General features: G+C 74.4%; 26 protein-coding genes. 10 read left to right on the forward strand and 16 right to left on the reverse strand.

Features of this window, described 5'->3' with window-relative positions; all coding sequences use genetic code 11:
- Positions 1-205: 205 nt before the first annotated feature.
- The 3 genes from ACIQ9P_RS21565 to ACIQ9P_RS21575 are packed head-to-tail and all read right to left on the reverse strand — an operon-like array spanning position 206 to position 2,097.
- A complete protein-coding gene (locus ACIQ9P_RS21565) occupies positions 206-577 on the reverse strand; it encodes a fic family toxin-antitoxin system, toxin component (protein ID WP_402358278.1) in 372 nt (123 codons plus the stop codon).
- Positions 574-825: a plasmid mobilization protein gene (locus tag ACIQ9P_RS21570; RefSeq protein ID WP_030397208.1), complete on the reverse strand. Its 252-nt coding sequence runs from the start codon at positions 823-825 to the stop codon at positions 574-576. Before ACIQ9P_RS21570 ends, ACIQ9P_RS21565 begins: the two co-directional genes overlap by 4 nt.
- Positions 826-855: 30 nt before the next feature.
- On the reverse strand, positions 856-2,097 hold the full coding sequence (locus ACIQ9P_RS21575) for an FAD-dependent monooxygenase (RefSeq protein WP_402358281.1): 1,242 nt from the start codon (positions 2,095-2,097) through the stop codon (positions 856-858).
- A gap of 146 nt (positions 2,098-2,243) precedes the next feature.
- On the opposite strand from ACIQ9P_RS21575, the gene ACIQ9P_RS21580 reads away from it, so the two are divergent.
- Positions 2,244-2,828, forward strand: coding sequence for a TetR/AcrR family transcriptional regulator (locus ACIQ9P_RS21580; RefSeq protein ID WP_402358284.1), 585 nt, complete (start codon positions 2,244-2,246; stop codon positions 2,826-2,828).
- 104 nt (positions 2,829-2,932) lie between these two features.
- Here the strand turns inward: ACIQ9P_RS21580 and ACIQ9P_RS21585 are convergent, their stop codons facing one another.
- Positions 2,933-4,414: a purine-cytosine permease family protein gene (locus ACIQ9P_RS21585; RefSeq protein ID WP_402358287.1), complete on the reverse strand. Its 1,482-nt coding sequence runs from the start codon at positions 4,412-4,414 to the stop codon at positions 2,933-2,935.
- 179 nt (positions 4,415-4,593) lie between these two features.
- On the opposite strand from ACIQ9P_RS21585, the gene ACIQ9P_RS21590 reads away from it, so the two are divergent.
- On the forward strand, positions 4,594-5,331 hold the full coding sequence (locus tag ACIQ9P_RS21590; RefSeq protein WP_402358290.1) for a VOC family protein: 738 nt from the start codon (positions 4,594-4,596) through the stop codon (positions 5,329-5,331).
- A 74-nt stretch (positions 5,332-5,405) separates the two neighbouring features.
- Here the strand turns inward: ACIQ9P_RS21590 and ACIQ9P_RS21595 are convergent, their stop codons facing one another.
- Positions 5,406-6,626 carry a saccharopine dehydrogenase family protein gene (locus tag ACIQ9P_RS21595; protein WP_402358293.1) on the reverse strand — a complete coding sequence of 407 codons (1,221 nt, stop codon included), beginning with the start codon at positions 6,624-6,626 and terminating at the stop codon, positions 5,406-5,408.
- A 430-nt stretch (positions 6,627-7,056) separates the two neighbouring features.
- Between ACIQ9P_RS21595 and ACIQ9P_RS21600 the strand changes: the two genes are divergently transcribed.
- From ACIQ9P_RS21600 to ACIQ9P_RS21610, 3 genes are all read left to right on the forward strand, one after another.
- On the forward strand, positions 7,057-7,617 hold the full coding sequence (locus ACIQ9P_RS21600) for a dihydrofolate reductase family protein (RefSeq protein WP_402358296.1): 561 nt from the start codon (positions 7,057-7,059) through the stop codon (positions 7,615-7,617).
- A 267-nt stretch (positions 7,618-7,884) separates the two neighbouring features.
- Complete coding sequence (locus ACIQ9P_RS21605) at positions 7,885-8,127, forward strand: DUF397 domain-containing protein (RefSeq protein ID WP_402358873.1); 243 nt, start codon at positions 7,885-7,887, stop codon at positions 8,125-8,127.
- A gap of 121 nt (positions 8,128-8,248) precedes the next feature.
- Entirely contained in the window at positions 8,249-9,208 is a 960-nt protein-coding gene (locus ACIQ9P_RS21610) for a Scr1 family TA system antitoxin-like transcriptional regulator (protein WP_402358299.1), read from the forward strand.
- A 92-nt stretch (positions 9,209-9,300) separates the two neighbouring features.
- On the opposite strand, the gene ACIQ9P_RS21615 is transcribed toward ACIQ9P_RS21610, so the two are convergent.
- Together ACIQ9P_RS21615 and ACIQ9P_RS21620 are read right to left on the reverse strand one after the other, a co-directional pair.
- Positions 9,301-10,128 carry an SAM-dependent methyltransferase gene (locus ACIQ9P_RS21615; RefSeq protein WP_402358302.1) on the reverse strand — a complete coding sequence of 276 codons (828 nt, stop codon included), beginning with the start codon at positions 10,126-10,128 and terminating at the stop codon, positions 9,301-9,303.
- Between the two features lie 239 nt (positions 10,129-10,367).
- On the reverse strand, positions 10,368-10,814 hold the full coding sequence (locus ACIQ9P_RS21620) for a hypothetical protein (RefSeq protein WP_402358305.1): 447 nt from the start codon (positions 10,812-10,814) through the stop codon (positions 10,368-10,370).
- Between the two features lie 768 nt (positions 10,815-11,582).
- Here ACIQ9P_RS21620 and thpR point away from each other — a divergent pair.
- A complete protein-coding gene (thpR, locus tag ACIQ9P_RS21625) occupies positions 11,583-12,200 on the forward strand; it encodes an RNA 2',3'-cyclic phosphodiesterase (RefSeq protein WP_402358308.1) in 618 nt (205 codons plus the stop codon).
- A 90-nt stretch (positions 12,201-12,290) separates the two neighbouring features.
- Here thpR and ACIQ9P_RS21630 read toward each other — a convergent pair whose 3' ends face one another.
- Both ACIQ9P_RS21630 and ACIQ9P_RS21635 read right to left on the reverse strand, forming a co-directional pair.
- Positions 12,291-13,661, reverse strand: coding sequence for a glutamate-cysteine ligase family protein (locus ACIQ9P_RS21630; RefSeq protein WP_402358311.1), 1,371 nt, complete (start codon positions 13,659-13,661; stop codon positions 12,291-12,293).
- Entirely contained in the window at positions 13,658-15,190 is a 1,533-nt protein-coding gene (locus tag ACIQ9P_RS21635) for a flavin monoamine oxidase family protein (RefSeq protein WP_402358314.1), read from the reverse strand. Before ACIQ9P_RS21635 ends, ACIQ9P_RS21630 begins: the two co-directional genes overlap by 4 nt.
- 413 nt (positions 15,191-15,603) lie before the next feature.
- On the opposite strand from ACIQ9P_RS21635, the gene ACIQ9P_RS21640 reads away from it, so the two are divergent.
- The gene (locus tag ACIQ9P_RS21640) at positions 15,604-16,698 is read left to right on the forward strand and encodes an NAD(P)-dependent alcohol dehydrogenase (RefSeq protein WP_402358317.1); all 1,095 of its coding nucleotides are present in this window, start codon (positions 15,604-15,606) and stop codon (positions 16,696-16,698) included.
- Between the two features lie 36 nt (positions 16,699-16,734).
- Here the strand turns inward: ACIQ9P_RS21640 and ACIQ9P_RS21645 are convergent, their stop codons facing one another.
- Together ACIQ9P_RS21645 and ACIQ9P_RS21650 are read right to left on the reverse strand one after the other, a co-directional pair.
- Positions 16,735-18,105 carry an amidase family protein gene (locus ACIQ9P_RS21645; protein WP_402358320.1) on the reverse strand — a complete coding sequence of 457 codons (1,371 nt, stop codon included), beginning with the start codon at positions 18,103-18,105 and terminating at the stop codon, positions 16,735-16,737.
- A 125-nt stretch (positions 18,106-18,230) separates the two neighbouring features.
- Complete coding sequence (locus ACIQ9P_RS21650; RefSeq protein WP_402358323.1) at positions 18,231-18,590, reverse strand: hypothetical protein; 360 nt, start codon at positions 18,588-18,590, stop codon at positions 18,231-18,233.
- A 317-nt stretch (positions 18,591-18,907) separates the two neighbouring features.
- Here ACIQ9P_RS21650 and ACIQ9P_RS21655 point away from each other — a divergent pair, with 317 nt between their 5' ends.
- A complete protein-coding gene (locus ACIQ9P_RS21655) occupies positions 18,908-20,383 on the forward strand; it encodes a glutamate synthase subunit beta (protein ID WP_402358326.1) in 1,476 nt (491 codons plus the stop codon).
- 59 nt (positions 20,384-20,442) lie between these two features.
- Here the strand turns inward: ACIQ9P_RS21655 and ACIQ9P_RS21660 are convergent, their stop codons facing one another.
- Positions 20,443-21,045: a hypothetical protein gene (locus ACIQ9P_RS21660; protein ID WP_402358329.1), complete on the reverse strand. Its 603-nt coding sequence runs from the start codon at positions 21,043-21,045 to the stop codon at positions 20,443-20,445.
- Positions 21,046-21,073: 28 nt separating this feature from the next.
- Between ACIQ9P_RS21660 and ACIQ9P_RS21665 the strand changes: the two genes are divergently transcribed.
- Positions 21,074-21,301, forward strand: coding sequence for a hypothetical protein (locus ACIQ9P_RS21665; RefSeq protein ID WP_402358332.1), 228 nt, complete (start codon positions 21,074-21,076; stop codon positions 21,299-21,301).
- Positions 21,302-21,678: 377 nt separating this feature from the next.
- Here the strand turns inward: ACIQ9P_RS21665 and ACIQ9P_RS21670 are convergent, their stop codons facing one another.
- Positions 21,679-22,296: a TetR/AcrR family transcriptional regulator gene (locus tag ACIQ9P_RS21670; protein ID WP_402358334.1), complete on the reverse strand. Its 618-nt coding sequence runs from the start codon at positions 22,294-22,296 to the stop codon at positions 21,679-21,681.
- 104 nt (positions 22,297-22,400) lie between these two features.
- On the opposite strand from ACIQ9P_RS21670, the gene ACIQ9P_RS21675 reads away from it, so the two are divergent.
- Positions 22,401-22,871: a DUF1348 family protein gene (locus ACIQ9P_RS21675; RefSeq protein ID WP_402358337.1), complete on the forward strand. Its 471-nt coding sequence runs from the start codon at positions 22,401-22,403 to the stop codon at positions 22,869-22,871.
- A 34-nt stretch (positions 22,872-22,905) separates the two neighbouring features.
- On the opposite strand, the gene ACIQ9P_RS21680 is transcribed toward ACIQ9P_RS21675, so the two are convergent.
- The 3 genes from ACIQ9P_RS21680 to ACIQ9P_RS21690 form a co-directional block, all read right to left on the reverse strand.
- Positions 22,906-23,340 carry a hypothetical protein gene (locus ACIQ9P_RS21680; RefSeq protein WP_402358340.1) on the reverse strand — a complete coding sequence of 145 codons (435 nt, stop codon included), beginning with the start codon at positions 23,338-23,340 and terminating at the stop codon, positions 22,906-22,908.
- Between the two features lie 230 nt (positions 23,341-23,570).
- Positions 23,571-24,311, reverse strand: a complete 741-nt coding sequence (locus tag ACIQ9P_RS21685; RefSeq protein WP_402358343.1) for a class I SAM-dependent methyltransferase — start codon at positions 24,309-24,311, stop codon at positions 23,571-23,573.
- 197 nt (positions 24,312-24,508) lie between these two features.
- The gene (locus ACIQ9P_RS21690) at positions 24,509-26,110 is read right to left on the reverse strand and encodes an FAD-binding oxidoreductase (protein WP_402358346.1); all 1,602 of its coding nucleotides are present in this window, start codon (positions 26,108-26,110) and stop codon (positions 24,509-24,511) included.
- Positions 26,111-26,135: the final 25 nt, after the last annotated feature.

Below are 26,135 nucleotides of genomic sequence, written 5' to 3' on the forward strand. Positions count from 1 at the left end.
TTGGCGGCGATGGGCGCTCACGCCACTCGTCCGGGCGGGCCGGGGGCCGGAGGATGGCCGTGCCGTCCGGAGGAGTCCGCCCCGACCAGCAGGAACACGAGGTCACCCGATGCCCGCCGCCACCCCCTCCACCGCTGCCACTCCCACTCCGACCGCCCGCTCCGACCGCCGGAGGATCCGGGACCGCCGGGACGCCCGGGCCGGTTCAGCGGTACCAGGCGCGGATGGCGGTGGCGGTCTCGCGGACGTCGGAGCGGCCGTCGCGGATCCGCGCGGCCAGGTCGACGGCCGCCTTGGGTTCGGCCGTCACGATGACTCCGGAGGCGCTGAGGTAGGACGCGGCGACGACGGCGGCGAAGTGCTCGTTGGCGAACTCCAGCGCCGGGACGCGGATGAGCTGGTGCATGAGGGCGGCCGCGCGCTGGTGCACTCCGCCGTACACGGCCACGTCCATCACCTCGTCGACATGGCGGGCCACTGCCGCGGCGAGGGTGCCGTAGTCCGTGACGTCCGGATCGGCGCGGAGGAACTGCTGGGCGACGTCCAGCAGCCAGGTGCGGTCGACACGCAGGATCACGCCGCGTCCGCCGTCCCGGACCGGTGCCCGGCCCCTCCCTGGGGGTAGGGGCCGAACTCGGCCTCGAACGCCGGCGCCCACACCTGGGAGAAGTGCGCGGCGGCGGTCAGGAACCGCTCGCGCCGCTCGTCGGCCTCCTCGGCCAGGACCTTGCGGGCGTAGTCCGGCAGGCTCATGCCGGCCGCCTCCGCGCGCTGTTCCAGGGCCTCGTGGGTTTCCTCGTCGATGCGCAGGTTGAGTTGCTTCACGCGTGGCAGCGTAGCGGTGTGTACATCTCGCTACAAGACGGGCACGACGGGCGGGGTCCGGCGTGCTCGGGCCGGGGCGCCGGGGGCCGGGCCGCCGAGGGCCGGGGGCTGCCAGTCGTACGTCGGGCCCGAGCGGCCGAGCAGGGCGCGGGCGGGCAGCAGGCCGGTGAGGGTGAGGGCGGTGTCGCGCAGGAAGACGGCGGCGGGGCTGCGGAGGGCGACGAGTTCGCCGACGCGCCGGGAGCCGGTGACGATGCCGGTGGTGCGCGGCAGGCGGGCGGCGGTGTAGCCGGGGAGGGTGGTGGCCGGGTCCGTGGTCGGGGAGAGCGGAGCGGCGAGGACGACGGCGTCCTCGATCGCCTGGCAGGCGCCCTGGCCCTGGAACGGGCACATCGCGTGGGCGGCGTCGCCGAGCAGCGCGACCCGGCCGAGGTGGTGGGCCGGCAGGGGCTCGGCGAGGTCGTGGACGTCGTGGCGCAGGACGTGCCCGGGTTCGGCGAGCGCGAGGAGCTGGGGCACGGGCGCGCACCAGGTGCCGAACCGGCGGAGGAGTTCGGCGTTCTCGTCGCCGTCGGCCGCGCGGGCGCCGGCCGGGGCGAGCGCCGCGCCGTACACGTAGACCCTGCCGTCGGCGAGCGGGACGACGCCGGCGAGCCGCCCGCGTCCCCAGACCTCGCCGGCGGCCTCCGGCCGGCGGGCGGGGGTCACGACGGTGCGCCAGCTGGTGAAACCGCTGTAGCGGGGGCCCGGGTGTCCGGGGAAGAGCCGGTGGCGGGTCGCGGACCGGATGCCGTCGGCGGCCACGACCAGCGCCGCGGACCGTTCCCCGTCGGCGGTGCTGACGACGGCGGGCTCGGTGGCGCTCCCCGGGGTGACGAGGGTGGCGGGCGATCCGGTGCGGACGCTGCCCTCGGGGAGGGCGTCGACCAGGGCGGCGACGACCTCGGCGCGGGCGACGGCGGCGACGGTGTCCCCGAAGCGGGCCTCGAAGGTCGCCGAGTCGGTGCGGACGAGCCAGCGGCCGGAGGGGTGGCGCAGCCCGATCGCCGGATGCGGCGCGGCCAGGGCGCGCAGGCGTTCGCCGACGCCGAGCCGGTCGAGGGCGCGCAGGGCGTTGGGGGCGAGGGCCAGCCCGGCCCCGACGGGTTCGAGCGAGGTGGCGCGCTCGTGGACGGTCACCGGGATGTTCTGCCGGTGCAGGGCGAGGGCGGCCGCGAGTCCGCCGATCCCGCCGCCGATGACGATCGCCCGGTGCGCTTCCGTGGTGAACATGGCCGGTCCCCTTCCCCCGCCACTACGGCTGTAGTGGCCTCTTGGGCAGCACCGTACTACATCTGTAGTGAGAGTGGACTATTCTTGTAGTGAGAACATTCGAGCCCCGGTCGGGGCAGCCCCGGGGAAGGGCCATGATCGGACCCATGACGCCGCACCGCCCGACACTGATCGCCGACGCCGCCATCGCCCTGATCGCCGAGCGCGGCCTGCGCGGGCTGACCCACCGTGCCGTGGACGAGGAGGCCGGACTGCCCGCCGGCTCGACGTCCAACCTCGCCCGGACCAGGGCCGCCCTGCTCGACCTCGCACTCGCCCGCATCGTCGAACGGGAGACCGAGGGGAGCCCGGTCGTGGCCGACACACTCCCCGACGGGGTCGCGGCCCGGGACCTGCTGGTCCGGGGCGGTGCCGACCTGCTGCACCGGGCGCTCACGGTCGGCCGCCCGCTCACCCTGGCCCGGCTGGAACTCGCCCTGGAGGCCACCCGTCGGCCCGAACTGCGCACCGGCTACGACCGGCTCGGGGCCCGTTTCACCGATCTCGCCACCGCCCTGCTGGCGCGGTGCGGCTCCGCCGACCCGGCGGGCGACGCCCGGCGGCTGATCCGCTGGTGCGACGGGGTGCTGTTCAACGCGACGGCGGGGAGCGGGCACGACCGCGTGCCGACGGCCGAGGAACTGCGCGGCGACACGGCGCGGTACCTCGCCGCGCTGCTCGACCACGGCTGACCGGCCGACCGGCGAAGCCCTGCCCCGGGCACGCAAGATCGCCCCGGCCAGGACGGCCGGGGCGATCGGAGTGCGACGGGACCGGGGTCTCGCGACCCCGGGGATCACGCGGTGACCGGCTCCGGCTGCTCCGCCGCGCCCGTCTCGGCGGTCTGCTCCGTCCCGGCGGGAGTGTTCTCCCGGGGGACGGGCAGCACGGCCATGATCACGCCGGAGGCCACGATGGTCGCCGCCCAGGCGAGCCCGTACCGGCCGACGGGGGTGTCGGACAGCGGGCCGGCGAACCAGTCGCACTTGGTGAAGGCCAGCCCGACCAGCAGTGCGAGCACCCACGACACCATCGCCTGCCAGCAGAAGCCGCCGACGTACCAGTACCGGCTGCTCCGGCCGGTGTCCATCAGCGCGGCGGCGTCGTAGCGCACCGCGCGCGAGCGGCGGCGGAACATGTCCACCGCGTAGACGCCGATCCAGGCCGAGAAGGAGACGGCGAGCAGGATCAGGAAGGTGATGAAGGAGCCGAGGAAGCTGGTGGCGACCAGCATCAGCAGCAGGCCGCCGACGAGCGAGATCACGGCGTTGATGCTGACGGCCATGGCCCGCGGCAGCTTGACGCCCATGGTCTGGGCGGTGAAGCCGGCCGAGTACATGGAGAGGCTGTTGATCAGCAGCATGCCCACGATCGCGGTCAGCAGGTAGGGCACGGCCAGCCAGGTCGGCAGCAGGTCGCCGAGGAAGGAGACCGGGTCGGCCGCGTCGGCCAGGCCGGGGGAGGCCACCGCCATCACGGCACCCATCAGCACCATCGGCACCACCACCAGGCCCGCGCCGGAGACCGTCACGCCGACGATCCTCCGGCCGGAGGCCGAGTGCGGCAGGTAGCGGGCGAAGTCCGGCCCGGTGGGGACCCAGCTGATGCCGCCGGCGGCGATGGTGCCGATGCCGGCGACCATCATCGCGGTCGTGCCCGCGGGCTTGGCGAAGACCTCGCTCCAGTCCATGGTCGCGACCAGGTAGCCGAGCACCAGGACGCTGAAGACGCCGAAGAGGTAGGTCGACCACGTGTTGCAGACGTTCAGCGCCTTCCGGCCCAGGCCGGAGACCAGGAAGGTGCAGGCCACGAAGACGAAGAGCGTGACGACGATCAGCGCGGTGTTGCTCCGGACGCCGAGCAGCAGGTCCAGCACGGTCAGGACGGCGTAGGCGCCGGTGACGGCGTTGATCGTCTCCCAGCCGAACCGGGCGATCCAGAGGATCGCGCCGGGGAAGAGGTTGCCGCGCACGCCGAAGGTGGCCCGGGAGAGCGTGGCGCCGGGGGCCCCGCCCCACTTCCCGGAGACCGAGAGCAGCCCGACCATGCCGAAGGAGGCGAGCGCGGCGCACGCGGCGACGATCAGGACCTGCCAGAAGTTCAGCTGGTTGAACACCACCAGGGCCGCACCCATGGTGAGCAGCAGGACGCTGATGTTCGCCGCGACCCAGGTCGGGAAGAGTTCGCGGACTCTGCCCCGGCGCTCGTGGTCCGGGACGGGTTCGATACCGCGGGTCTCCATCGCGCCGTCGGTCTCGGCGGTGGACGGGTTGTCCATGAGGGTGGCTCCGTGCGTGTGAAGCGGGAGATTAATCGGGCATAGGTGCCCATTTATGGAAGTCTTCGCGCGTAGCGCGAAGGTTGGTTCATCCTACTTGTCTGCTTCGGTCCGGGATGCGGCCCGGGCTCCGGAAACGCCCTCGCGGGAGCTGTGGGGTCGCTCATATGATCTTGTTCATGGCAACGCGACTTGTGCAGATCAACATGAAGGCCCGGGACGACGCGGCGCTGGGCCGGTTCTGGGCGGAGGTGCTCGGCTGGGGGATCGAGAGCGAGGGTCCCGGGGTGACCAACCTGGAGCCCGTGGGGCTTCCCTATCCGGACCCGTCGGCGCTCTTCATCGACCTCGTGGCCCGTCCGGAGCCCAAGACAGGGAAGAACCGGGTGCACCTCGACCTGGCCACCACCTCGGCCGCCCACCAGGCCGAGCTGGTCGCACGCCTGAAGGACCTCGGCGCGACGCTCGCCGACGTGGGCCAGGGCGACGTCCCCTGGACGGTGATGGCGGACCCGGAGGGCAACGAGTTCTGCGTCCTGGAGCCCCGCCCGGTCTACGGGGACACCGGGCCGGTCGCGGCGGTGGTGGTCGACTGCGCCGATCCGCGGGAGATGGCCCGCTTCTGGGGCGAGGCGATGGACTGGACGGTGCACGAGGTCGCCGACGACCACGCGACCATGCGGTCCGCCCAGGGTGTCGGACCGTACCTGGAGTTCGTCCGCACTCCCGACGTGAAGAACGGCTGGAACCGCGTCCACCTCGACATCCGCCCCTACCCGGGGGGCGACGTGGAGGTGGAGGCGGCCCGGCTGCGCGCCCTGGGCGCCACCGATCCGGGATTCGACCGGGACGCGATCTCGTGGAAGGTCCTGGCCGACCCGGAGGGCAACGAGTTCTGCCTCCTCGCCCCGAAGTAGCACCGGGTGCGGTGACGCCGGGCGCGTCCGGCGGCCGTCCGGCGGGTCGCTGTCCGCCGGGTCGCCGGGCGACGTCAGCGGCCGGGGGCGCCCGTCGGCGCGGCGTCCAGGATCCGGAAGGAGATCCCGGCCGAGGACAGCCGGTCGATCAGCGGACGCCCCATCGCCACGGCCGTGGTCAGCTGTCCGGCCGTGACCGGCAGTTCGTCGTAGGCGAGGCAGAGCGCCGATTCGGCGAGCATGACCGCGGTCTCCTGGTAGCCGGGATCGCCGCCGGACACCTCGGTGACCAGCGGGCGGCCGCCGTCCGTCCGGGCCACGAACCGCACGGTGAACCAGGAACCGGCCCGCTGCTTCGCGCCCGGGCCCTCGCCGGGCTTGCGCAGCCGCTCCAGCGCGCGGCGCAGCGGCCGCAGTTGGGCGGCGAGGGCGATCGCCGTGACCGCCAGGACGCCGCCGACCGCGATCGGCAGCCGGCGCACCGCCGCGTAGTGGGTGTAGCCGAAGTCCGGGCCGTAGGCGTCCAGTGCGGCGGCCGAGCGCCCCACCATCTGGGGGTCGATGGTCGGGAGCGGCAGGGCCCAGGCCCGGGCCGACCGTGACCGGTGCGGTCGGCCGGCCGGTGTGCGGACGCGCCGCCCCGCCGGTCGGGGATCGGCCGCGCGGCGCTCCCGGGCGGCCCGCGCCATCGCGCGCGGCCTGGAGAAGGCGGTCATCGCCGAGGCCAGGGTGCCGCCGGAGACGGTGCCGGCGACGCGGACGAAGCCCTCGACCGAGATCCGCCCCGGCGTCGCGCCCCGGCGCCGGAGTTCCTCGACGGTGAACAGCACGCCGAGGTCGTGCGGCACCGAGTCGAAGCCGCAGGCGTGGACCAGCCGCGCTCCGGTGGCCACCGCCCGCTCGTGGTGGCGCAGGTACATCCGGTCGACGAACTCCGGCTCGCCGGTGAGGTCCAGATAGTCGGTCCCGCTCTCCGCGCAGGCGGCCACCAGCGGCTCGCCGTGGCGCAGGTAGGGGCCGACCGTGGACACCACGACCCGGGCCGAGGCGGCGACCTCCCGCAGGGCCTCGCGGTCCGCGGCGTCGGCGACCAGCAGCGGCAGTTCGGCGCAGCGCGGATCGATCGCGGCCAGTCCGGCGCGGACGGCGGCGAGCCGGTCCGGGTCCCGGCCGGCGAGCGCCCAGCGGCAGCCCTCGGGCGCCGCCCGGGCCAGGTACTCGGCGGTGAGCCGTCCGGTGAACCCGGTGGCACCGAACAGGACGAGGTCGTACGGGCGCGCTGAGGCCATCAACATTCCCTACTCATGGGTAATCGCTCGCGTCACGCTAGGAGTCCGTCGCGGCGGTGTCAACGACACGACTGTGCGTTCACTGTCGAGTCATTGCAATGAATCACGTGCTTCCATTGCATTGAATTCCCATCTATTGCAACGATCATCTCTACTTTGAACTGGGATGATGCATGTTTTATACTGAACATGTATTGCGAAAGATGGAAAAGCAACCTAGCTTCGGCGTTGTCGGAGCGCGGAGCGCGGCCACCGGTGACGGGGCGTGTGGTGGTTCCCCTCCGGTACGTCCGCGTCCGTGGGGGCGCGGCGGGCGGGCGGCGCTCCGGAAAGTTCTTCCGGCGGGAGCGATGAGTTCCGCCCCGCCGACCGGTCTGACCATGTGAAAGCAAGCAGCACCCGAACACTCAAGCACCCGAGACACAGGGAGATCCTGATGCGAAAGCTCACCGCAGGTCTGTTCATCGCCGCCGACGGCGTGGTGGAGAGCCCGGAGCAGTGGCACTTCCCCTACTTCGACGCGGAGATGGGCGCGGCGGTCGGCGCCCGGCTGGCGGAGGCGGACACCGTGCTGCTCGGCCGTGCCACCTACGACACCTTCGCCGAGTCCTGGCCGGCCCGTGAGGAGTCCGGCGGCGAGGAGGGCGGGATGGCGAAGGCGCTCGGGGACGCGCGCAAGATCGTCGTCTCCCGCTCGGAGCTGAAGCTGACCTGGCGCAACTCCGAGCAGTTGCAGGGCGACCTGGTCGAGGGCGTCACCGCGCTGAAGCGGGAGGAGGGCGGTCCGATCGGGATGTCGGGCTCGATCTCGGTGGTGCGGGCGCTGCTGGCCGCCGGGCTGATCGACGAGTTGTACCTGCTCGTCCACCCGATCGCGGTCGGGCGCGGCACCCGCCTGTTCGAGGAGGGTGCCGACCCGATCCGGCTGAAGCTCCTGAGCAGCACGGCCTTCGCCAGCGGTGTCCTGCACACCGTCTACGGTCCGGCCGACCGGTAGTGGGCCCGGCCGGCCGCTGGCGGGGCGGCCGGCCGGTGGCGGACGCAACCTGTCCGACTGTGCTATCAGCGTCTGACCATAGATATGCATAAAGCGATCCGCATTCACCCTAATAGGGAGTGGCGCTGTTCGATTGTCGGGGTGAATGATTCAACTCGCCCGGCCTGCGAAATCCCGCACGGGATTTCTCAGGGGCCCCACCAGGGCACTTCTCCGTACGTGTGAAGATCGGAGAAGCGGGCGCCCATCGGACAGTGGAGATGGCTGATCGTGATCGACTACTTCAATGGCATGCCGGCCGACGTGATCGAGGCGACGGACGGCTGGCAGAAGGCCCGGGCCAGCCAGGGCACGGGTGCCTGCCTGGAGCTGCGGAAACTGGACGACGGCCAGGTGGCCCTGCGCAACAGCCGCTTCCCGAGCGGTCCCGCCCTGGTTCTCACCGCCCCGGAGATCGCCGCACTCCTGAGCGGCGCCAGGAACGGCGAATTCGACCACCTGGCGGTTTGAGTTCATAACACCGGCACCCGGTCCAGCGGTCCGGCGTGACGACGGCGCCCCCCTTGTGTGAAGCTGAACCCGACCGTTCGGGGTGAGCTTCGAGATCGTGCCCAAGGGGGGCCCTTTGGCCATGGAGGACCGTACCGTCCCGTTCGGGCGGCCCGCGCCCGACCCGCCCGGATCCTGGGGCGTTCCGGCGCTGCTCCTGGGCGCGGAACTGAAGATCGAACGCGGCACCCTGACCCAGCGGCAGGTGCTGGCCAGGTCGAAGGTCAAGGTCTCGGCATCGGTCTACAGCCGGATCGAGAACGGCGAGATGCGGATCGACAAGCCGGCCGTGGTCGAAGCCCTCCTGGACGCCCTCGGCGTGCGGCCCGGACCCCGGCACGCGCAGCTGCTCCAACTCGCCCACGACGCCTCGGCCGAGGGGTGGGCCAACTCGGTGTGGACCCGTTCCCGAGCCGCCTACCGCGAGGCCGTGCCGGACTCGATGCTGCGCCTCACCAGCCTGGAGGAGTGGGCCGCGCGGCAGATCATCATCGACACCAATGTGATCCCCGGGGTGCTCCAGATCCCCCGGTACCGCGAGGTGGTGACGGGCCGGACGCTGCTCGCCAGCCAGCGGAGGCTCGCGGACCGGATCATCGAGGTCCGGGGCCTGCGCGCCGACCGCTTCGCGAGCAGGCTCCCGAGATCGACCTTCTTCATCCAGCGCAGCGCCCTCTACGCGGACTTCGGCGAACCCCGGATGATGGTCGACCAGCTCTCGGTGCTGCTGCGGCACGTGGACGAGGAGCGTTCACCGGTCGCGGTCAGGGTGATCGCGGTGGAGGATCCCCTCGCGCTCCAGGTGACGTCCCTGATCCGGCTCAGCTTCGAGCGGGGCTCGTTCGCCGCTCCGGACGTCATCTACACCGAGTCCGGGGGGCGGGGCGAGTTCCACCGGGGACCGATCGCCGGTGAGGCGGCCGACAGCGACTACCTCGACTACCAGGACCTCAGCGACAGCGTCATCCGCCGGGCTCCCGGGCCGGTGCCGAGCCGGGGCCTGGTCGCGGAGGCGCTCGACTGGCACCGCGCCCGCCTCTGACGCCCACCGGCCGCGGTCGGGCCCCACCCTCCGCCGGGACCCACCCCCCTCACCGGGCTCCGGTGAGGACGGGTCCCGGCGGGGACGGAGGTTCAGTCGACGGTGGCCAGGCCGCCGAACTCGATCCACTCCTGCGTCGCCTGCCGCCGGACCAGCTCCGTGTCCGGCCGCCAGTCGGTGACGTCGAGCAGGCCGACCTCCTCCTCCGTCCGGAGGCGGGGGATGGTGAAGAGCTCGGCCACCTCGGCCTTCGTCCGCACCCGGCCCCAGCGGTCGCCGGTCTGTTCCCGCATCAGCTCGGTGACCGCGTCGCGGATCCGGGCGTCCTCGCTCACGAGCTGGCAGAGCACGACGACGCTGCCGGGCGCGAGCAGGCGAACGGTGTCCTCGACCATCCGGCGCGGGTTCCCCCGGTCGTCGTCGGGGACGCAGTGCAGCACGGAGACGAACAGCGCGGCCACCGGCTGCCGGAAGTCGATGATCTGCGCCGCGTCGGCCGCGATGGCCGGCGTGTCCCGCATGTCCGAGGGCAGGATCAGCACGTTCCGGTTCTCCTCCAGGAACGCGCGTCCGTAGCCGAGGACCAGTGGGTCGTTGTCGATGTAGACCACTTTGCTGTCGGGATCGACGCTCTGGGCGACCTGGTGCACGTTGTTCTGGGTGGGAAGGCCGGAGCCGTGGTCGAGGAACTGCCTGATCCCGTAGCGCCGGGCGATGTGGCGCACCACCCGTTCCAGGAAGGCCCGGTTGTTGAGCGCCAGTTCCCGGGTGCTGGGAGCGGTGACCAGGAGCTGGTCGCACGCCTCGCGGTCGCACGGGTAGTTGTAGTGCCCGCCCAGGAGGTAGTCGTACATCCGCGCCGCGCTGGGCGTGTCCGCGTCAACGTAATGATCCTGCGATTCGGCCCTCGCGTCGTTCACGGTCTGCCCCTTTGTGTGTGCCGAAGTCGGCCGAAGTCCCTTGTCGACATGCCATTGTGACGACACGTCATCCTAGGTCGGCCCGATCGCGGTTGAAACAACCCGGGTGGGTGAACTGTGGCGGGGCATGGCGAATCCGTGGCGCACCGGCGGCCGCGGGGGAGCGGTCGGGTGCGTCACGGGGGGCCGGCGCGTCATGGCGGGACCGGCGTCACCGAGGGGCGGGTGTCGGGCGGGTGTCAGGCGCCTCCCTTCCGGCGGCCGGGGTCGCGTTCGGCCAGGATCCGGCGGGCGGCGCGGAGCTGGACCTGGAGCTCGGGTTCGCCCAGGCCCATCAGGGCCGCGGCGGTCTCGGGCGCCATGCCCAGGCGCTCGTGCAGGAGCGCGGCGTCGGCCGGCCGGTCGGGCAGGGCGCGGTGCAGGTCGTCCGCCGGGGCGCCGGGCGCCTCGACGCGGGCGGTCGTGACGCTCTCCCGCAGCACGTCCCAGGTGAGGGCGGCCGGGTCCCCGCGGAGCGCCGCGCTCCAGCTCAGCTCGGCCCGGCGCAGGACCTGCGCCACGACCGTCGCCGCAAGTCGGCGGTCACCCAGACGGGAGCGGGCGTACCGCTCGTAGCCGTTGCGGTGGAGCTGGACGAAGGCCGCGTAGCTGACCGGGCCGGTCGCGGGCCTGCGCGGAGTGGGCACGACGCCTCCGATCGGGGTCGGGTGTGCGGGTGTGCGGGGGCAGCCGAGCGGCTCGGGAGGTGCGCGTGGTGCGCGGGGCGCGCGCCCGGGGCCGGAGTTCCGGGGCGGGGGCGCGCGTCGGCCGGCTTCCATCGGGAGGAGGCCGGGTGCGGTCCGCTCGGTGGTGGCGGGTCCGGCGGTGCGGACGCGGTCCGGTCCGGGCGGCCCCGACCCGCTCCCAGCAGGCCGGGGATCAGAGCGAGGCGCTCCCGCCGGGCCGCGCCGTCGGCGTACGCCGCCCGGTCGGCCGTGAACGGACCGGGCGGTCGGGCGAGTCGGTCCCGTCCGGGGTGGCGCGCAGGCTGCGAAATCCCGTGGGCGGCCGGTCGCCCCTGCTAGCGTGGGAGATCACCGGGGGCAGGTCCGCCCGTTCCCGCGAGGGTCGGTCATTCACAGGGTGTGCCTCATCTTCTGTGATCGGCCCGTGAGCCCCACTCGGTGTCCTACCACTGGGTGGGGCAACCCCATTACGGGAAAAGGCCGTTGAGCAGAACCGTACCGCCCTGGGCGGCGGGTACCGGCCGTTCCCGACCGCGCGCAATCCCCCGGTCGGAACCGGTCGCGACCCGGTCGAATCCGGGCCGGCCCGGGCCCCGACCGTCCCTCCCCGACCAGGTGCGATCGCCCGCCGGTCCGCGTCCCGGGGGCCGCTCCCGGAGCCCCGTCGGGTCCGCCTCCACCCCGGCGCCGGTGGGCGCACGCGCTCCGGCCTGGGCTAACCTCCCCTTCGTGAACGATCACCCCGAGTCCCCGACCCTGCGCGTCTTCGTGGCCCTCGCCCCGCCCGACGACGCCAAGGACGAACTGGCCCGGGCCCTGCGACCCGCCTACGAGACCTTCCCGGCCCTGCGCTGGAACCGCATCGAGGACTGGCACATCACCCTGGCCTTCCTCGGCGAACTGCCCGCCGCGGCGGTGCCGCCGCTGCGCGCGGCCCTGGCCGCCCCGGCGGCCTCGCGCCCCGCCCTGGACCTGCGCCTGCGCGGCGGCGGCCACTTCGACGAACGACTGCTGTGGAGCGGGATCGACGGCGACCTGGACGGACTGCACGCCCTCGCCGCCGACGTCCGGGAGGTGGTCGGCTCCTGCGGCATCACCTTCCGGGACCGCCCGCTGCGCCCCCATCTGACCCTGGCCCGCTCCCGCCGCGACGATGCCACCAGCGTCCCGCTGGCCGCCGCCGGGCTGACCGGCTTCGTGGGCCGGCCGTGGCCGACCGAACGGCTGCACCTCGTCGGCAGCAACGTCGGCCGGGGTCCGGGGCCGATCCGCTACCGCGACATCGAGGCGTGGCGCTTCGGCTCCGCCGTCCCGAGCGGCGGCGGGGGCGCCCCCACCGCCCGGTAGCCGGGAAGGCGCGCCCACCACCGCCCACCACCGCCGCCCACCACCGCCCACCAGCGCCGTCCACCACTGCCCACCACCACCGCCCCGACGCTACGAAGGGGCAGAGGGTCGGACGCGGTACGCCGCGACATAGCGCGCCGGGTCGGCGCGCAGGCCGCCGTGCCAGCGGTCGAGGCACCGGGCGGCGAAGGTGCGGCCGGTGGCGGCGATCTCGTCCAGCGGGTCGAGCAGGGCGGGGACGTGGGACGGCTCCAGGCCGGCCCCGACCCGGGCCTGGAGGCCGGCCCGGGCGAGCCGGAGGAGTTCGACGGCCAGTGGGCGCAGCGGCGTGTCGCCGAGGCGGGTGTCGAGGCCGTCGGCGGGTAGGCGGTCACGGGCGACCCGGTGCTCCCCGGCGGTGTGGTGGCGCAGGAGTTCCCAGGCGGCCAGGCAGGACGGCGGGTGGTAGCTGAGGCCGGTCCACAGGGCGGGCAGGGCGCCGAGGTGGGGCCAGGGCGGGCCGTCGGCGCCGCGGAGTTCCAGCGTGCGCCGGACCCGGGTGTCGGTCCACAGCTGGGAGAGGTGGCCGGCCCAGTGGTCGAGGGTGGGCGGGGTGCCGTCGTCGAGGCCGTCGCGGATCAGGTCGGCGAAGGTGCCCTCGGGTGCGCGGTGGTAGCGGCCGTCGGCGGTCCGGTAGTGGATCAGCGGGATGCCGAGGGCCCAGTCGACGATGTCGTCGGCGCTCACCTCGGCCCGCAGGGCGGGCGGCAGCGGGCCGTGGCGGCGCGGGTCCATCCCCAGCCAGGACCAGCAGCGGTGCGACAGCAGGCCGCAGGGGCGGCCTTCGTGGAGCGGGGAGTTGACCAGCAGGGCGGAGACGACGGGGGCGGCGGCCGTCTGCATCCGCAGCTTCCGGTCGAAGTCACCGGGGTCGAGGAAGTCGAGGGTGACCTGAGTCGACAGGGACAGCGCCATCACGTACGGCGCCCGCGCCCCGGCCGGGCCGAGGTCCTCGAAGTAGCGGCGCATGACGGCGCCGCGGGTCATCGGCACCCATTCGACGTCGGCGAGCCGGCCGAAGGGCAGGTTGCCGCCCGGGACGAGGGCCAGACCGAATCCGGCGGCCAGGTCGGCGAGGCGCTCCAGCGCCGCCCGGACCTCGTCCATGGCCCGGCCGACGCCCGGGGCCGGTGTCGAGGAGTACTCGATCTGGCCGCCGTGCTCCAGGGTGACGCTGCTGCCGTCGGGCAGCCGGACGCCGGTCAGCCGGCCGGTGTCGGACTCGGGTTCGCCGCCCCACCGCCGCAGCACCGCGGTCAGGACGGCGCGCACACCGCGCGGGCCGTCGTAGCGGGCGCCGATGCCGGTGACCGGGTCGAGCAGCCCGCACTCGACCTCCACACCGACCTGCTCGGCGGCGTGCGGGGCCGCGGTGACCAGGGACCGCAGGTCGGCGCGGCCCAGTGGTTCGCGCGGGCTCAACGGGCGGGCGCCGCGGCCGTGCCCCGGGCGTGCCGGGCGTGTTCCAGCAGGGCGCCGACCGCGCCGAGCGCGGACTGCGCCGCGCCCTGGCACCAGGCGTGGGCGCCGGACAGGTGCTCGCCCGCGAAGAAGATCCGGGGCCGCCCGGCCGGGTGCGGGGCGCCCAGCACCGAAAGGTAGCGGGTGTGCTCACCGGGCGTCAGATGGGCGAACGCGCCGCCGCCCATGCCGGTCTGCACGTCCCAGTTGCAGTGGACGATGTCGTCGACGTCCGAGGTGATCCCGGGGTGGAGGCGCTCCAGGCACTCCAGCACCATGGCCTCCCGGTCGGCCTGGTCCAGCGCGGCGAAGCGGCGGGCGTTCGCCCCCCACAGATAGGCGCCGAGCAGCGCGGCGGGCTGCGCCGACCGGAGCGGGTCGCGGGCGTCCCAGCGGGGTGTGCCGAAGCCGTTGACGCCGCCGTCGGTGCGCACCGCGTTGTCGGAGGGGTACCAGACCTGCTGGATCGGCAGGTCGGTGAAGCTGCCGCCGCCGTGGATGCCGTCCTCGCTCTCCCAGCGGCGCCGGGTCACGTGCAGCACGGTCTTGGCGCTGCTGGCGTAGCTGATGCCGCGCACGGCGTGGCGCTGGGCGTGCGGCAGGCCGGGCGTGACGGTGATCTGGTCGAGCGCGGGGGCCGGCACGCAGCAGACCGCGAAGTCCGCGGTGTCGTCGAGCCGGCCCCCGATCCGGCGTCCGCGCACCCGGACGCCGTCCGGGGTCGGCGCGAGCTCGTCGATCCGGGTGGACAGCCGCAGGGTGCCGGGCCGCAGCGCGCGGACGAAGGCGTGCACCAGGGAGTCGAGGCCGTCGGTGAGTTCGACCTGACCGCGGTGGAACAGGCCGAAGTAGTCGACCAGCACCTCCAGCAGGGAGGACTGCTCGTAGTGGGCGAGGCCGCTGGCGTGGCCGTAGAGGTCCCAGGCGTCCTGGGAGAGGTGCTCGTGGACGAACTGCCAGAGCGAGACCGAGGCCGCGCGTTCCAGCGCGGGGTCGTTCCAGTGGCCGTCCAGGGCGAGGCGCTGCTGCTCGGTGGTGAACGCCTGCCAGACCGGGCCGAGGATCCGGTCCAGCAGGGCGGACGGCTGCTGGCGTTCCTCCGGTCTCAGGGCGAAGGCGGGGAACAGGGACGCGACGTCCTCCACCCGGACCCGTCGGCCGCGCAGGTGGTAGTAGGCCCGCGGGTTGCAGTTGACGAACGGGCGGATCGGGAGCCGGAAGCGGGTCACGTAGTGGAGCACGCAGTGGTGGTTCGCGGGGATCCGCATCGCGCCGAGGTCGGCGTGGGTGCCGTCCCAGAACCGGTGCGTGCGCACGCGGCCGCCCGGCCGGTTGCCGCGTTCGTAGACCACGACGTCGAAGCCCCGCCGCTGCAGCTCGTACGCGCACACCAGTCCGGCGATGCCGGCGCCGATCACGACCACGCGGCCGCCGGGGCCGGCCACCGGGTTCAGCAGGGCCCGGGGGAACGCGAAACTGGAGTCGAACATCGGGCGCGGCCCTTCGCTGGTCGGCCCCGACAGCCCGACCGACCGGACATCGGCAGACGTGCCGGGTATGGGAGTTGGCGGACGGCGGCGGCACCGCGGTGACGGTTCCGGTGGTCGACCGGCCCTCGCTCCGCCCGTGTCCGCGGCCCTCCGGTTCCGCCGTGCGCGCCGGGTGGGCGCCGATCGACGGTGGTGCGTGAGCGATCGAAAGGGGATCGACCGCCCCCTCGGCCGCGACGGCTACCGGGCAGTCTGCCCGGTGGCGGGGCGTCGGCCGCGCATTGTCACCCGAACGGGCGGGTCCGAGGGGGCCGGGCGCCGTCCCGTCATTCCCGGCCGGGAATTGAGCGGTGACCGGGGCGGGCGGCACGGTGGAGGCACACACCGAACGCCTGACCACCGGGGGACCGCTCATGACCACCACCCAGATCGCCACGCCTGCCGGGACCGCCGTACCCGCGGCCGTCCCCGCGGCGGCCGCCGCCGCGTTCCCGTCGACCGTGCGCAGCTACCACCTCGGCGAGGGCAGCGGCCTCGACCGGCTGTCGCTGCGCACGGCCCCGCCCAGGACGCCGGGGCCCGGGGAGGTCGCGGTCGCGGTCCGCGCGGTCTCGCTGAGCTTCCGGGAACTACTGGTGCTGCGCGGGACGTACGTGCTGCCGGTCAAGCCCGACCTCGTCCCGGTCTCCGACGGCGCCGGCGAGGTCGTCGCCGTCGGACCGGGTGTCCGCTGGGCGCGCCCGGGGGACCGCGTCACCGCCACCCTGTTCCCGGACTGGCGGGACGGCCGACTGGCGCCGGAGCTCCTGCCGCAGCTCGGCGGCTCGCTGGACGGGATGCTCACCGAGCTGGCCGTCCTGCCCGAGCGCGCCCTGCTGCCGGTCCCCGCCCACCTCTCCTACGCGGAGGCCGCCACCCTGCCCTGCGTCGGCCTCACCGCCTGGAACGCGCTCACCGGCGACGGCCGCGGAGTGCGGCCCGGGGAGACCGTCCTGACCACCGGCTCCGGGGGAGTGTCCCTGTTCGCGCTCCAGTACGCCCGCGCCCTCGGCGCGCGGGTGATCGCCACCACCGGGAGCCGGGGGAAGGAACAGCGGTTGCGCGAGCTCGGCGCCGACGAGGTCGTCAACTACCGGGACCGCCCCGACTGGCACACGGCCGTCCGGGAGCTGACCGGCGGGCGCGGCGTCGACCGGGTCGTCGACACCGCCGGGTCGCTGGAGCAGTCGGTGAGGTCGCTCGCCGTGGACGGCCACCTCGCCCTCGTCGGCTCCGTCTCCGGGGACTGGCCGCCGCTCGACTCGCGCCTGCTCTTCGCCGTCGCCGCGACCGTGCGCACGGTCGCGGTGGGCAGCCACGCCCAGTTCGCGGCCATGAACGGGTTCGTCGCCGAGCACGCGCTGCGCCCCGTCGTCGACCGGGTCTTCCCGTTCGAGGAGGCCGCGGCGGCCTACGAGTACTACGAGCGGGTCAACCCGATGGGCAAGGTCGTCATCGCCGTCGGCTGACCGGCGCCCCGCCCGGGTGTCGCCCGCCCCGCCCGGTCACGAGCCGGTGCCCCCGGCCTTCCCGGGCCGCAGCAGGGCGTCGATCCGGGCGGCCACACCCAGCAGTTCCCGGTCGCCGCCGCGCGGTCCGACCAACTGGAGACCGACCGGCGGCGACCCCACGACCGGGAGGGGAACCGTGACCGAGGGCAGCCCGGCGGTGGTCGAGGGGGAGGTGTTGCGGATCAGGACCGGGAACGTGGGCACGTCGCGGCCGTTGAGGGGCAGCGACTCCTCGTACCGGTGCAGCGGCCGGGCGCACACCGGCACGGTGGGGCAGAGGATCGCGTCCAGGCCGTTCGCCGCGAACAGGTCCGCGTAGGCGGCCTGCAGCGCGCGGCGCTCCGCGAGTGCCCCGCGCAGCGCGGCCGGTCCCGCGTACGCCGGTCCGGTGGGCAGGGCGGCGGTCCGGAGCAGCTCGGCGACGGCCGGGTCGGCGACCGCGTCCAGCACCTCGGCGGTGGTGCGCCCGGTCCGGTGCCCGGCGAGGTAGCGGTCGAAGGCGGCGGCGAACTCCCCGAGCACGAGGTGCATCCCGGCCCGCGCGTCGTGCTCGACCAGGTGCCCGGTGTCCACGGGGGTCCAGACGGTCCGCGCCGTGCCGAGCCGGTCCACGGCCGCCTCCCAGGCGGCCCGGACCGGGGCGTCCAGGTCCTCGGTGAACACGTGCCTCGGCAGGCCGAGCCGGAGCGTGCGGTCCGGGGACGGGGCGGCTCCGGTGCGGCCGGCGACGAAGGCGTCCAGGGCGGTGAGCCGGTCCAGGGTGCGGGCCATCGGCCCGGGGGTGTCCCGGGTGACCGAGAGGGGCGTGACGCCGGCCGAGGGGTAGCGTCCGGCGGTCGGGCGCAGGCCGTAGATCCCGTTGAGCGCGGCCGGGATACCGACGGAACCGCCGGTGTCGGTGCCGAGCCCGGCGTCCACCACGCCCGAGGCCACGGCGGCGGCCGTGCCGCCGCTGCTGCCGCCCGCGAACAGGGCCGGGTCGGCGGCGTTGCCGACCGCGCCGAACGCGGGGTTGGCGGAGGTGACGCCCAGGGCCAGTTCGTGCATGTTCGTCTTGCCCAGGACGATCGCGCCGGCCGCGCGCAGCGCCGCGACGACGGGGGCGTCGGCGGCGGGGACGAACCCGGCGAGCCCGGGGGTTCCGGCCGTGTTGGGCAGGCCCGCGACATGGACGTTGTCCTTGACGGCGAGGCACCAGCTGCGGGCTCCGTCCCCGCGCCGGTCGTGACGGGCGGCCTCCGCCCCGGCCCCCTCGGCGTCGAGGGTGATGAAGGCGTTGAGGTGCGCGACGGCGGCGGCACGGCCCAGGGCCGCCGCCACCGCCTCCTGTGCGGGCCCGCGACCCGCTGTGCCCTGTCCGACCATGTGCCGTTCCCTCCGTATGACCGGTGCGCGTGCGGTACGACCGCGCTCCAGTCTGACGGGCGGGCGGGTCCGACGTGGCCGGTCCCGGGTGGAGCCGTGCCTGAAGGACCCCACCCGGGGGAGTGTCAGGCCGGGACCACCCGGTAGCTCCGCGCCGCGGCCGGAAGGTCGGACTGCGCCAGGGACCCGGTGGCCCACGGGTGGGCGCCGGTGCAGCCGGCGCCGGGATAGAGCAGGACGGACGCCGAGCCGGAGACGACCTGGACCGACCGGGCGGGCGTCGCCAGGGTGTGGCAGGTGCCGAGGTCGGACAGGTCCACCGCGGTGACCGTCCCGGTGCCGGCGGTGCCGGAGTACAGGTACCCGCCGTCCTGCAGCGGAGGCCAGCCGGCGGCCTGGGCGGCCCCGGTCCCGACGGTGGCCAGGGCGGCGGCCGCGGCGGCGGCCGTGAGCGTGCCGCGCAGTGTCGTCCTCAGGGTGGCCAAGCAACTCACCTCGTCCTCGGTGGGTGACGCGGCGACTCCCGGGGTGTCCGGCGCGGAGCACGCGACGGACGCGGCGGGGGCGCCGCTCCGGCCGGATCCGGCCGGCCACGACCGAGCCTGGCACGGCCGATCATGGGCCCGGGAGTGCAGAACCGGTCAAACCCGGGCGTCGTCGCCCGCGCCGCGTCGCGGTGCCCGGGGCGGTCGGCTCCGGGCACCGCTTCCCGCCGGCCGTTCGTGGGCGTACCGTGGCCACACGGTGGCGCGTCCGCCGGGGTGCCGCCGGTCCGTGTCGGCACGCCCTGCCGGAGGCCGCGATGGCAGCAGACCGGATGGCCTTCCTCACCACCCCGCGCGCGGAACGCGAACGGCGGGACGCGCGGGAGCGGGTCGAGGACTGGCGGGAGGTGTACCGCCCCGGGGCCCTGCTGCCGATCGTCGGTGGGCAGGCCGCCCGCTGCATGGACTGCGGGCTGCCGTTCTGCCACAGCGCCTGTCCGCTCGGCAACCTCGTCCCGGACTGGAACCGGCTGGTGGCGCTGGACGGCTGGCGGGCGGCGGCCGCGCGCCTGCTGGCGACCAACAACTTCCCGGAGTTCACCGGGCGGCTCTGCCCGGCCCCCTGCGAGAGCGCCTGCGTGCTGGCCGTCGACGGCGGGGCCCCCGTCACGATCAAGAACATCGAGCTGGCTCTCGCCGACCGCGCCTGGGCGGAGGGCTGGGACCGGCCCCAGCCGCCCGGCACCACCACGGGCCGGCGGGTCGCGGTGGTCGGCTCCGGCCCGGCGGGTCTCGCCGCCGCCCAGCAGCTCACCCGGGCCGGCCACGCCACCACGGTGTACGAGCGGGCCGAGCGCCCCGGCGGGCTGCTGCGCTACGGCATCCCGCCGTTCCGGCTGGAGAAGCACCGGCTCGACCGCCGGCTCGACCAGATGCGGGCCGAGGGCACCGTGTTCCGTACCGGCCTGTGCGTCGGCCGGAACCTCGCGGCCGACGAACTGCGGGCCGACTGCGACGCGCTGGTGGTCGCCGTCGGCGCCGGCCGCCACCGCGAACTGCCGGTGCCGGGGTGCCGGCTGGCGGGCGTCCACCGGGCGATGGCCTACCTGACCGGCGCGAACCGGGTCGACGAGGGCGGGATCCCGGTCGCGCCGGTGTCCGCGGAGGGCCTGCGGGTGGTGATCGTCGGCGGTGGCGACACGGCGGCGGACTGCCTCGGTACCGCGCTGCGGCAACGGGCGGCGGCCGTCACTCAGCTCGACATCAACCCGCGTCCGCCCGCTCGCCGGGCCCCCGGACAGCCCTGGCCGGTCCACCCCGAGGTCCACCGGGAGACCACCTCGCACGAGGAAGCGGATGCCACCGGCGGCGGGGTCCGGGTGTTCGCCGCCAGTACGGTCGCCTTCGAGCCCGGCCCGGACGGACGTCTCGCTGCGGTCCGCTTCGCCGACGCGGAATCTCCCGGCCGCACGCCCCGGGCGGGCACCGAGCGGACCGTCCCGGCCGAACTGGCGCTGCTCGCGCTCGGCTTCACCGGTCCCGAGCCGGAGCCCTGGCTGAGTTCCGGGCTGGGGCTCGCGATCGGCCCGGACGGCGCGTTCGCCCGTGACGACGGCTTCGCCGCCGGGACGGCGGGCGTCTTCGTCGCGGGCGACGCGGGGCGCGGTCAGTCGCTGATCGTGTGGGCGATCGCCGAGGGCCGCTCGGCCGCCGCCGCGGTGGACCGCTATCTGCGCGGCAGCACGGAACTCCCCGATCCGATCCGGGCCTCCGCCCGTCGGCTCACCCTCTGACACGGAGCGCCGTCCGAAGGGCCCGGGTGCGGGTCGGGCCGGCCGGTCGTGCCCGTGGGTCAGAGCTTGTCGGCGCAGCCGAACGGCCCGAACGCGGACCTGTCGTCGGCGCGCAGCGGGAACTCGAAGGCCGTGCCGGGCGCGCACTTGTCGGGGGTGGCGCCCCGGGGGACGAGAATGGTGGTCACCACCTTGACCACCTTGTACTCCGGCTTGGACCCGCCCGTCCCGTCGCACTTGGTCTCACGGCCGATGGCCTTGCCGCCGGTGCTGGTCGTCTTCACGACGCAGTCGCCGACGCCGATCATCGGGCCGCCGCCCTGCCCGGGGTCGCCCGGGTGCGGGGCGTTCAGGTTGCGCAGACAGGCGTACGCCTCGTCCATGCCGGGGCGGGCGATGCCGCCGCTCGCCCGCACCAGGTTCGGGCCGAGATCCAGCACGAAGTCGGTGGTGTCCTCGCAGGCGGGCCGCTGGACGGCGCGAACGGCGGCGGTGGCCAGGGTGGTGCGGCTGCGTGAGGTCACCCGTGCGACCGCCGACCGGCTGTCGCACGGCACGGGGCCGAAGCCGGCCGGGGCGGTATCGCTGATCGCGTCGACGACGACGGTGACGCACTGGCCGGCGGCGAGGTAGTCGTCGGTCAGCTCCGTCGGTGCGGTCACCGCCGGCGGCGCGGGTTTCGATGGCGGCGTGGTCACCGCGGGAGCCACGGGGGACGGCGCGGTCGTCGCCGGAGGGACCGTCGCCGTCGAGGCCGCGGTGCCGGGCGCCGCCGCGCCGCCGGTCGTGGTCACCTCCGCCGTCGGAGCCGGTGCCGCGTCACCGGACGAGGAACTGCTCGAACTGCAACCCACGAGCAGCAGCGCACCTGTCACCAGCGCCACCGGGGCCGCGAACGACCTGGCTCGGGGCCACTGACCGATCCCTGTACGAATCATCCGAAACACCCTCCCGTGGCCAGCATAGGGGCGGTGGTCACGGCGCGTGCCCATAATCTGACGAAAGGTCAGAACTGCTTCCTGTGCGGGCCGGAGGGTGCCTCCCGTGCCGCTCCGGGGCGGACCGGGGTGCCGGGTGGCGGGTCCGGGTCGGGCGGGAGGCGTCCGCGGGCGAGGCCGCTCAGGAGGTCCGCCCCGAGCGGGTGGTTTGCCTTCGCGGATCCGGGTCAGAAGACGGTCGGTGGCAGCAGTGGGGCCCGGGCAGCGACACCCCCCCGGCGCCGTCCGGGCCCGTGCCACCGGACGATGCGCCCGGCCGTCGTGGCGATGACACCGACGGCCGGGCGTTCTCCGTCCTCAGGCTGGGGCGGGACCGGCCGTGCCGACCCGCGCCACGGAGGCCGTGCCGGTGCCCGCCCCGGGACGGGCGAGCAGCAGCCGGGCGACCTCCCGGGCCTCGGTGGCGGGGGCCGGGGCGACGGCGAGGGCGGCGAGGGTGATCGCCCCCTCGGCGAGCAGGGCCAGGCGGACCCCGGTGCCGGCCGGGCAGCCGGCATCCTCGGCGAGTCCGTCGAGGTAGTCGCGGAGGGCTTCCTTGTGCCGCCGTGCCGCGGCGGTGACGCCGGGTGCGGTGGCGCCGAGCTCGCCGTGGGAGTTGACGAAGGCGCAGCCCCGGAAGCCGGGCCGGGCGAACCAGTCGGCGAGCCAGTCGAACACGGCGAGCACCCGCTCGGCCGGAGTGCCGGCGGCCGTGTCCACGTACTCGGCGAGCTCGGCGAGCCACCGCCGGTCGCGGCGGTCCAGGTATGCCGCGACGAGGTCGTCCTTGGACGGGAAGAGCTGGTAGAGGCGGCGCAGGGTGACGCCGGCGGCCGTGCGGACCGCGTCCATGCCGACCGTCTGGACGCCCGTGGCGTAGAACAGCTCCTCGGCCGCGTCGAGGATCCGGGTACGTGCGGCGTCCGTCGTGTCCACCAGCTCTGTCCTTTACATGAGAACGATGGTTCTCCTAGAGTAGCGGACATGTTGAGAACGACCGTTCTCACCTGTTCTCGACGTCAGTACCGGAGGAGACCGGCATGTCCGAGCAGCGCCCGCCCCTGCCCCCGTTCACCGAGGAGACCGCCCGAGTGAAGGTCCGGGCCGCCGAGGACGGCTGGAACACCCGAGACCCGCAGCGGGTCTCCCTCGCCTACACCCCGGACAGCCGGTGGCGGAACCGCGCCGAGTTCGTCACCGGGCGCGCGGAGATCGCCGCCCTTCTCACCCGCAAGTGGCAGCGCGAGCACGAGTACCGGCTGATCAAGGAACTCTGGGCGCACGGCGCCGACCGCATCGCGGTCCGCTTCGCCTACGAGTGGCACGACGACTCGGGCCAGTGGTACCGGTCCTACGGCAACGAGAACTGGCAGTTCGACCAGAACGGCCTGATGGCCCACCGGCACGCGTCGATCAACGATCTGCCGATCGCGGAGGGCGAACGCCTCTTCCACTGGCCGCTCGGCCGCCGCCCCGACGACCACCCGGGGCTGACCGCGCTCGGGCTCTGACGCCGGCCCCCGGGCCGCAGGGCGTCGGAGCGTCTCAGTTGATCGAATAGGACAGCTTGACCCGGTCGAAGCTGTCACTGATCCTCAGGCGGAGGTAGTGGACGAACTGGCTGTCGTCGCCGTCGGGATGGGTGGAGAGGGTGCAGGCGTCGCGCAGTGTGACGGTCAGGGGTGTGACTTCGGGCGATCCCGCCGGTCCGATCCTGCCGACCGTCTGCTGCGAGGTGATCTGCGAGTCGGACACGTCGCAGCACTGGTGCACGCTGACGCCCACCGACCCGTTGCCGGGGATTCCGTTGGGGTCGTCCAGTTCCGCCACCAGTTGAACGTTGATCACGGTGCCTGCGGGAGCGCTGAACGGGGGCGAGAACATGGTCACCGTGGTGGAGGCGGTGAACGACTCGTTGATCGGCAGGGAGCGGGAGCCGCTGCACGACTTGTCCGTCCTCAGATCGAGTTCGTCGGACACGGGGGCGTCCTCTCGTGAGGTGGAGGAATACCGGATGTCGAGGCAGTGCCGAAGGCCGAGGCAGTGCCGTATGTCGAGGCGGTGCCGAAGGCCGAGGAAATACTGACCTTTTCAGCATCGCCGCAACGAGCCCGGCCGCATCTCTGCCGCCCGGCACGGCGCCCCCGGTTCTTCTCCGGCCACCCGGTGGCCGGAGAAGAACCGGGGGCGGGGCGCGGCCCGCGAGGGGGTCAGGCCCGGCAGCGCAGCATCGTCAGCGGGGGATTGGCGGCGTAGTCGTCCCAGAACTCCTCGCCGTACTCCCGCACACCGTCCGCCGAGATCTCCAGCGGTACCCAGGTGATCCCGGTGAAACCGGCCGCCCGCAGGCTCCGCTCGTAGACCTCGCGGGCGGGCGGGTTCGCGACGAAGGAGACCGGCGGATCGAGGAGCGCGGTGATCCTCACCCGGGGCCCGATCGCCGAGTCCTCGCCGAGCGATTCGCAGAGGAAGCCGTACTTGGCCAGGGACGGCCCGTCGAAGCGGTAGTCCGGGTGCTGCCCGAACACGAAGAACTCGGCCCCGGGCGCGATGCTCCGGTGGATGTTGCGGCACATCCGCTCGATGGACGCGACGTCCTCGGCGTAGTTGAACAGCTGGACCGCGACCGCGACGTCGAAGGGCTCCTCGAACGCGCGCAGTTCGGCGACGTCACCGATTTCGTAGCGCACACCGAGCGGTTCCTCGTCCTCCCGCGCCCGGGCCGCGTCGACCATGGCGGAGGAGATGTCGACGCCGAGCACGCGGGAGGCGCCGCGGCGCTTGAACTCCCGGCTGTAGAAGCCGGTTCCGGAGGCGAGGTCGAGGACCGACCTGCCCTCGACCTCGCCGACCAGACCGAGGAAGCCCGGTACCTCCCCGTACCGGGCGAGCGGAAGGTTCTTGAAGCCCTCGAACGCCTCGCCGATCCCGTCGTACAGCTGACCGCTCATCGCGTCGGTCCCCCCTCTGTTCCGTCTCTGTTCCGTCCGTGGCGGCGGCCTCCGGAACCGGCCGCGGCCTCTGCCGGGAAAGTCTTCCTCCCGACCTCCGGGCCGGCGAACTGGCGGAAACCCCGAACCTGGTGCGTCCACGGCCGGTCCGGTTCTCGTGTTCGTCCCGGTCGCGGTGCTCGACCGGTCGGCGCCGGTCAGCCGAGCAGGACGCCGGGGTTGAGGATGCCGTGCGGGTCGAGGGTGTCCTTGACCGCGCGCAGGGCCAGCGCGAACGGCTCCGGACGCTGGCGGTCGTAGCCGGGGCGGTGGTCGCGGCCGACGGCGTGGTGGTGGGTGATCGTGGCCCGGTGGCGGTGCAGGACGTCGGTGGCGGCGGCCTTGATGTCGTCCCAGACGGCGACCTCGTCGCCGGGGCGTCCGGCCACGGCGACCGTGAAGTAGGGCGCGGCGCCGTCCGGATAGACATGGGTGAGGCGGCAGTTGACGGTGGCGGGATTTCCGGTGGCCCGCCCGGCGGCGGCGCCGACCTCGGCGCGGACGGCTTCGACCAGGGCGGGGATCCGGTCCCAGGTGGCGGCGGTCTCGAAGGTCTCGACGACGGCGCCCATCCGGGCCAGCCCGTCGCGGAGGTAGGGCATCCGCAGGAACGCCGCGCGCCAGGCCCCCACGGCCCCGCCCGCCCCGTCGCCGCCCTTACGGTCGGCTCCCGCCCCGCCCCGTCCGCCGTGGTCGCGGGCCAGGGCGACGGCGTCGGCGAGACGGCCGTCGACGGGTCCGTGGGCGGACTCGAAGCCCAGCACCAGGACGCTCGACCCGTCCCTGGACGCCCCGGAGAACAGGGCCTCCCCGGGGTCGAGCAGCCGGCAGTTGGCCGGGGCGAGGTCGGTCTGCGCGACGGCCCGCACGGCGTCCAGCGCGCGCCGGAAGTCGGCGAAGGCCAGCGTGGCGGAAGCCCGGTACCGGGGGCGTTCCTGGACCCGCATCCAGGCTTCCGTGATGACGCCGAGGGTGCCCTCGGACCCGAGGAAGAGCCGGTCGGGCGAGGGCCCGGCGCCGGACGAGGGCAGCCGCCAGGAGGTGCTGGTCCCGGCGGGGGTGACCACGCGCAGCGACTGCGTGAAGTCGTCGATGCGGGTGCGTCCGGTGGCGTAGTGGCCCCCGGCGCGGGTGGCCAGCCAGCCGCCGAGGGTGGAGAACTCGAAGCTCTGCGGGAAGTGACGTAAGGTCAAGCCGTGCGGGCGCAACTGGTCCTCCAGTACGGGGCCGAGGGCTCCGGCCTGGATGCGGGCGGAGCGGCTGCCCGGGTCGACCTCCAGGACGCGGTCCATCGAGGTCAGGTCGAGCGACAGCACGGCGCGATGGGTGTCGCCCCGGTACTCCACGCCACCGACCACCGAGGACCCGCCGCCGAACGGGACCACGGCCACCCCGTGCGCGCCGGCCCAGTCGAGCAGGTCGGCCACCTCCCGGTCGCCGGTCGGGCGGGCGACCAGGTCGGGGATCCGGCCCGGCCGGCCGCGCAGGGCGCGGGCGATGTCGCGGTAGGCCCGGCCCATGGCGTGGGCGGCACGGTCGCCGGGGTCGTCGCCGACGAGGCGGGCCAGCGAGGGCGGGGGCGTCACGGCGGGTCGGCCGACGGCGAGGTCGGCCACCCGGGGGACCGGCAGCGGGCGGGCCAGGGTGCCCGGCAGCAGGGCGCCCAGCGCGAGGCACTCGGCCTCGTCGGGGTGGGCGTCGGCATAGCCCCAGCCCCACCAGGAGCGGAGGCGGGGGACGGGCTCGGCGGCAGGCGTCATGAGGCGGCTCCGGGTGGGGAGGCAA

Source organism: Kitasatospora sp. NPDC094019, from assembly GCF_044764505.1.
GTDB lineage: Bacteria > Actinomycetota > Actinomycetes > Streptomycetales > Streptomycetaceae > Kitasatospora.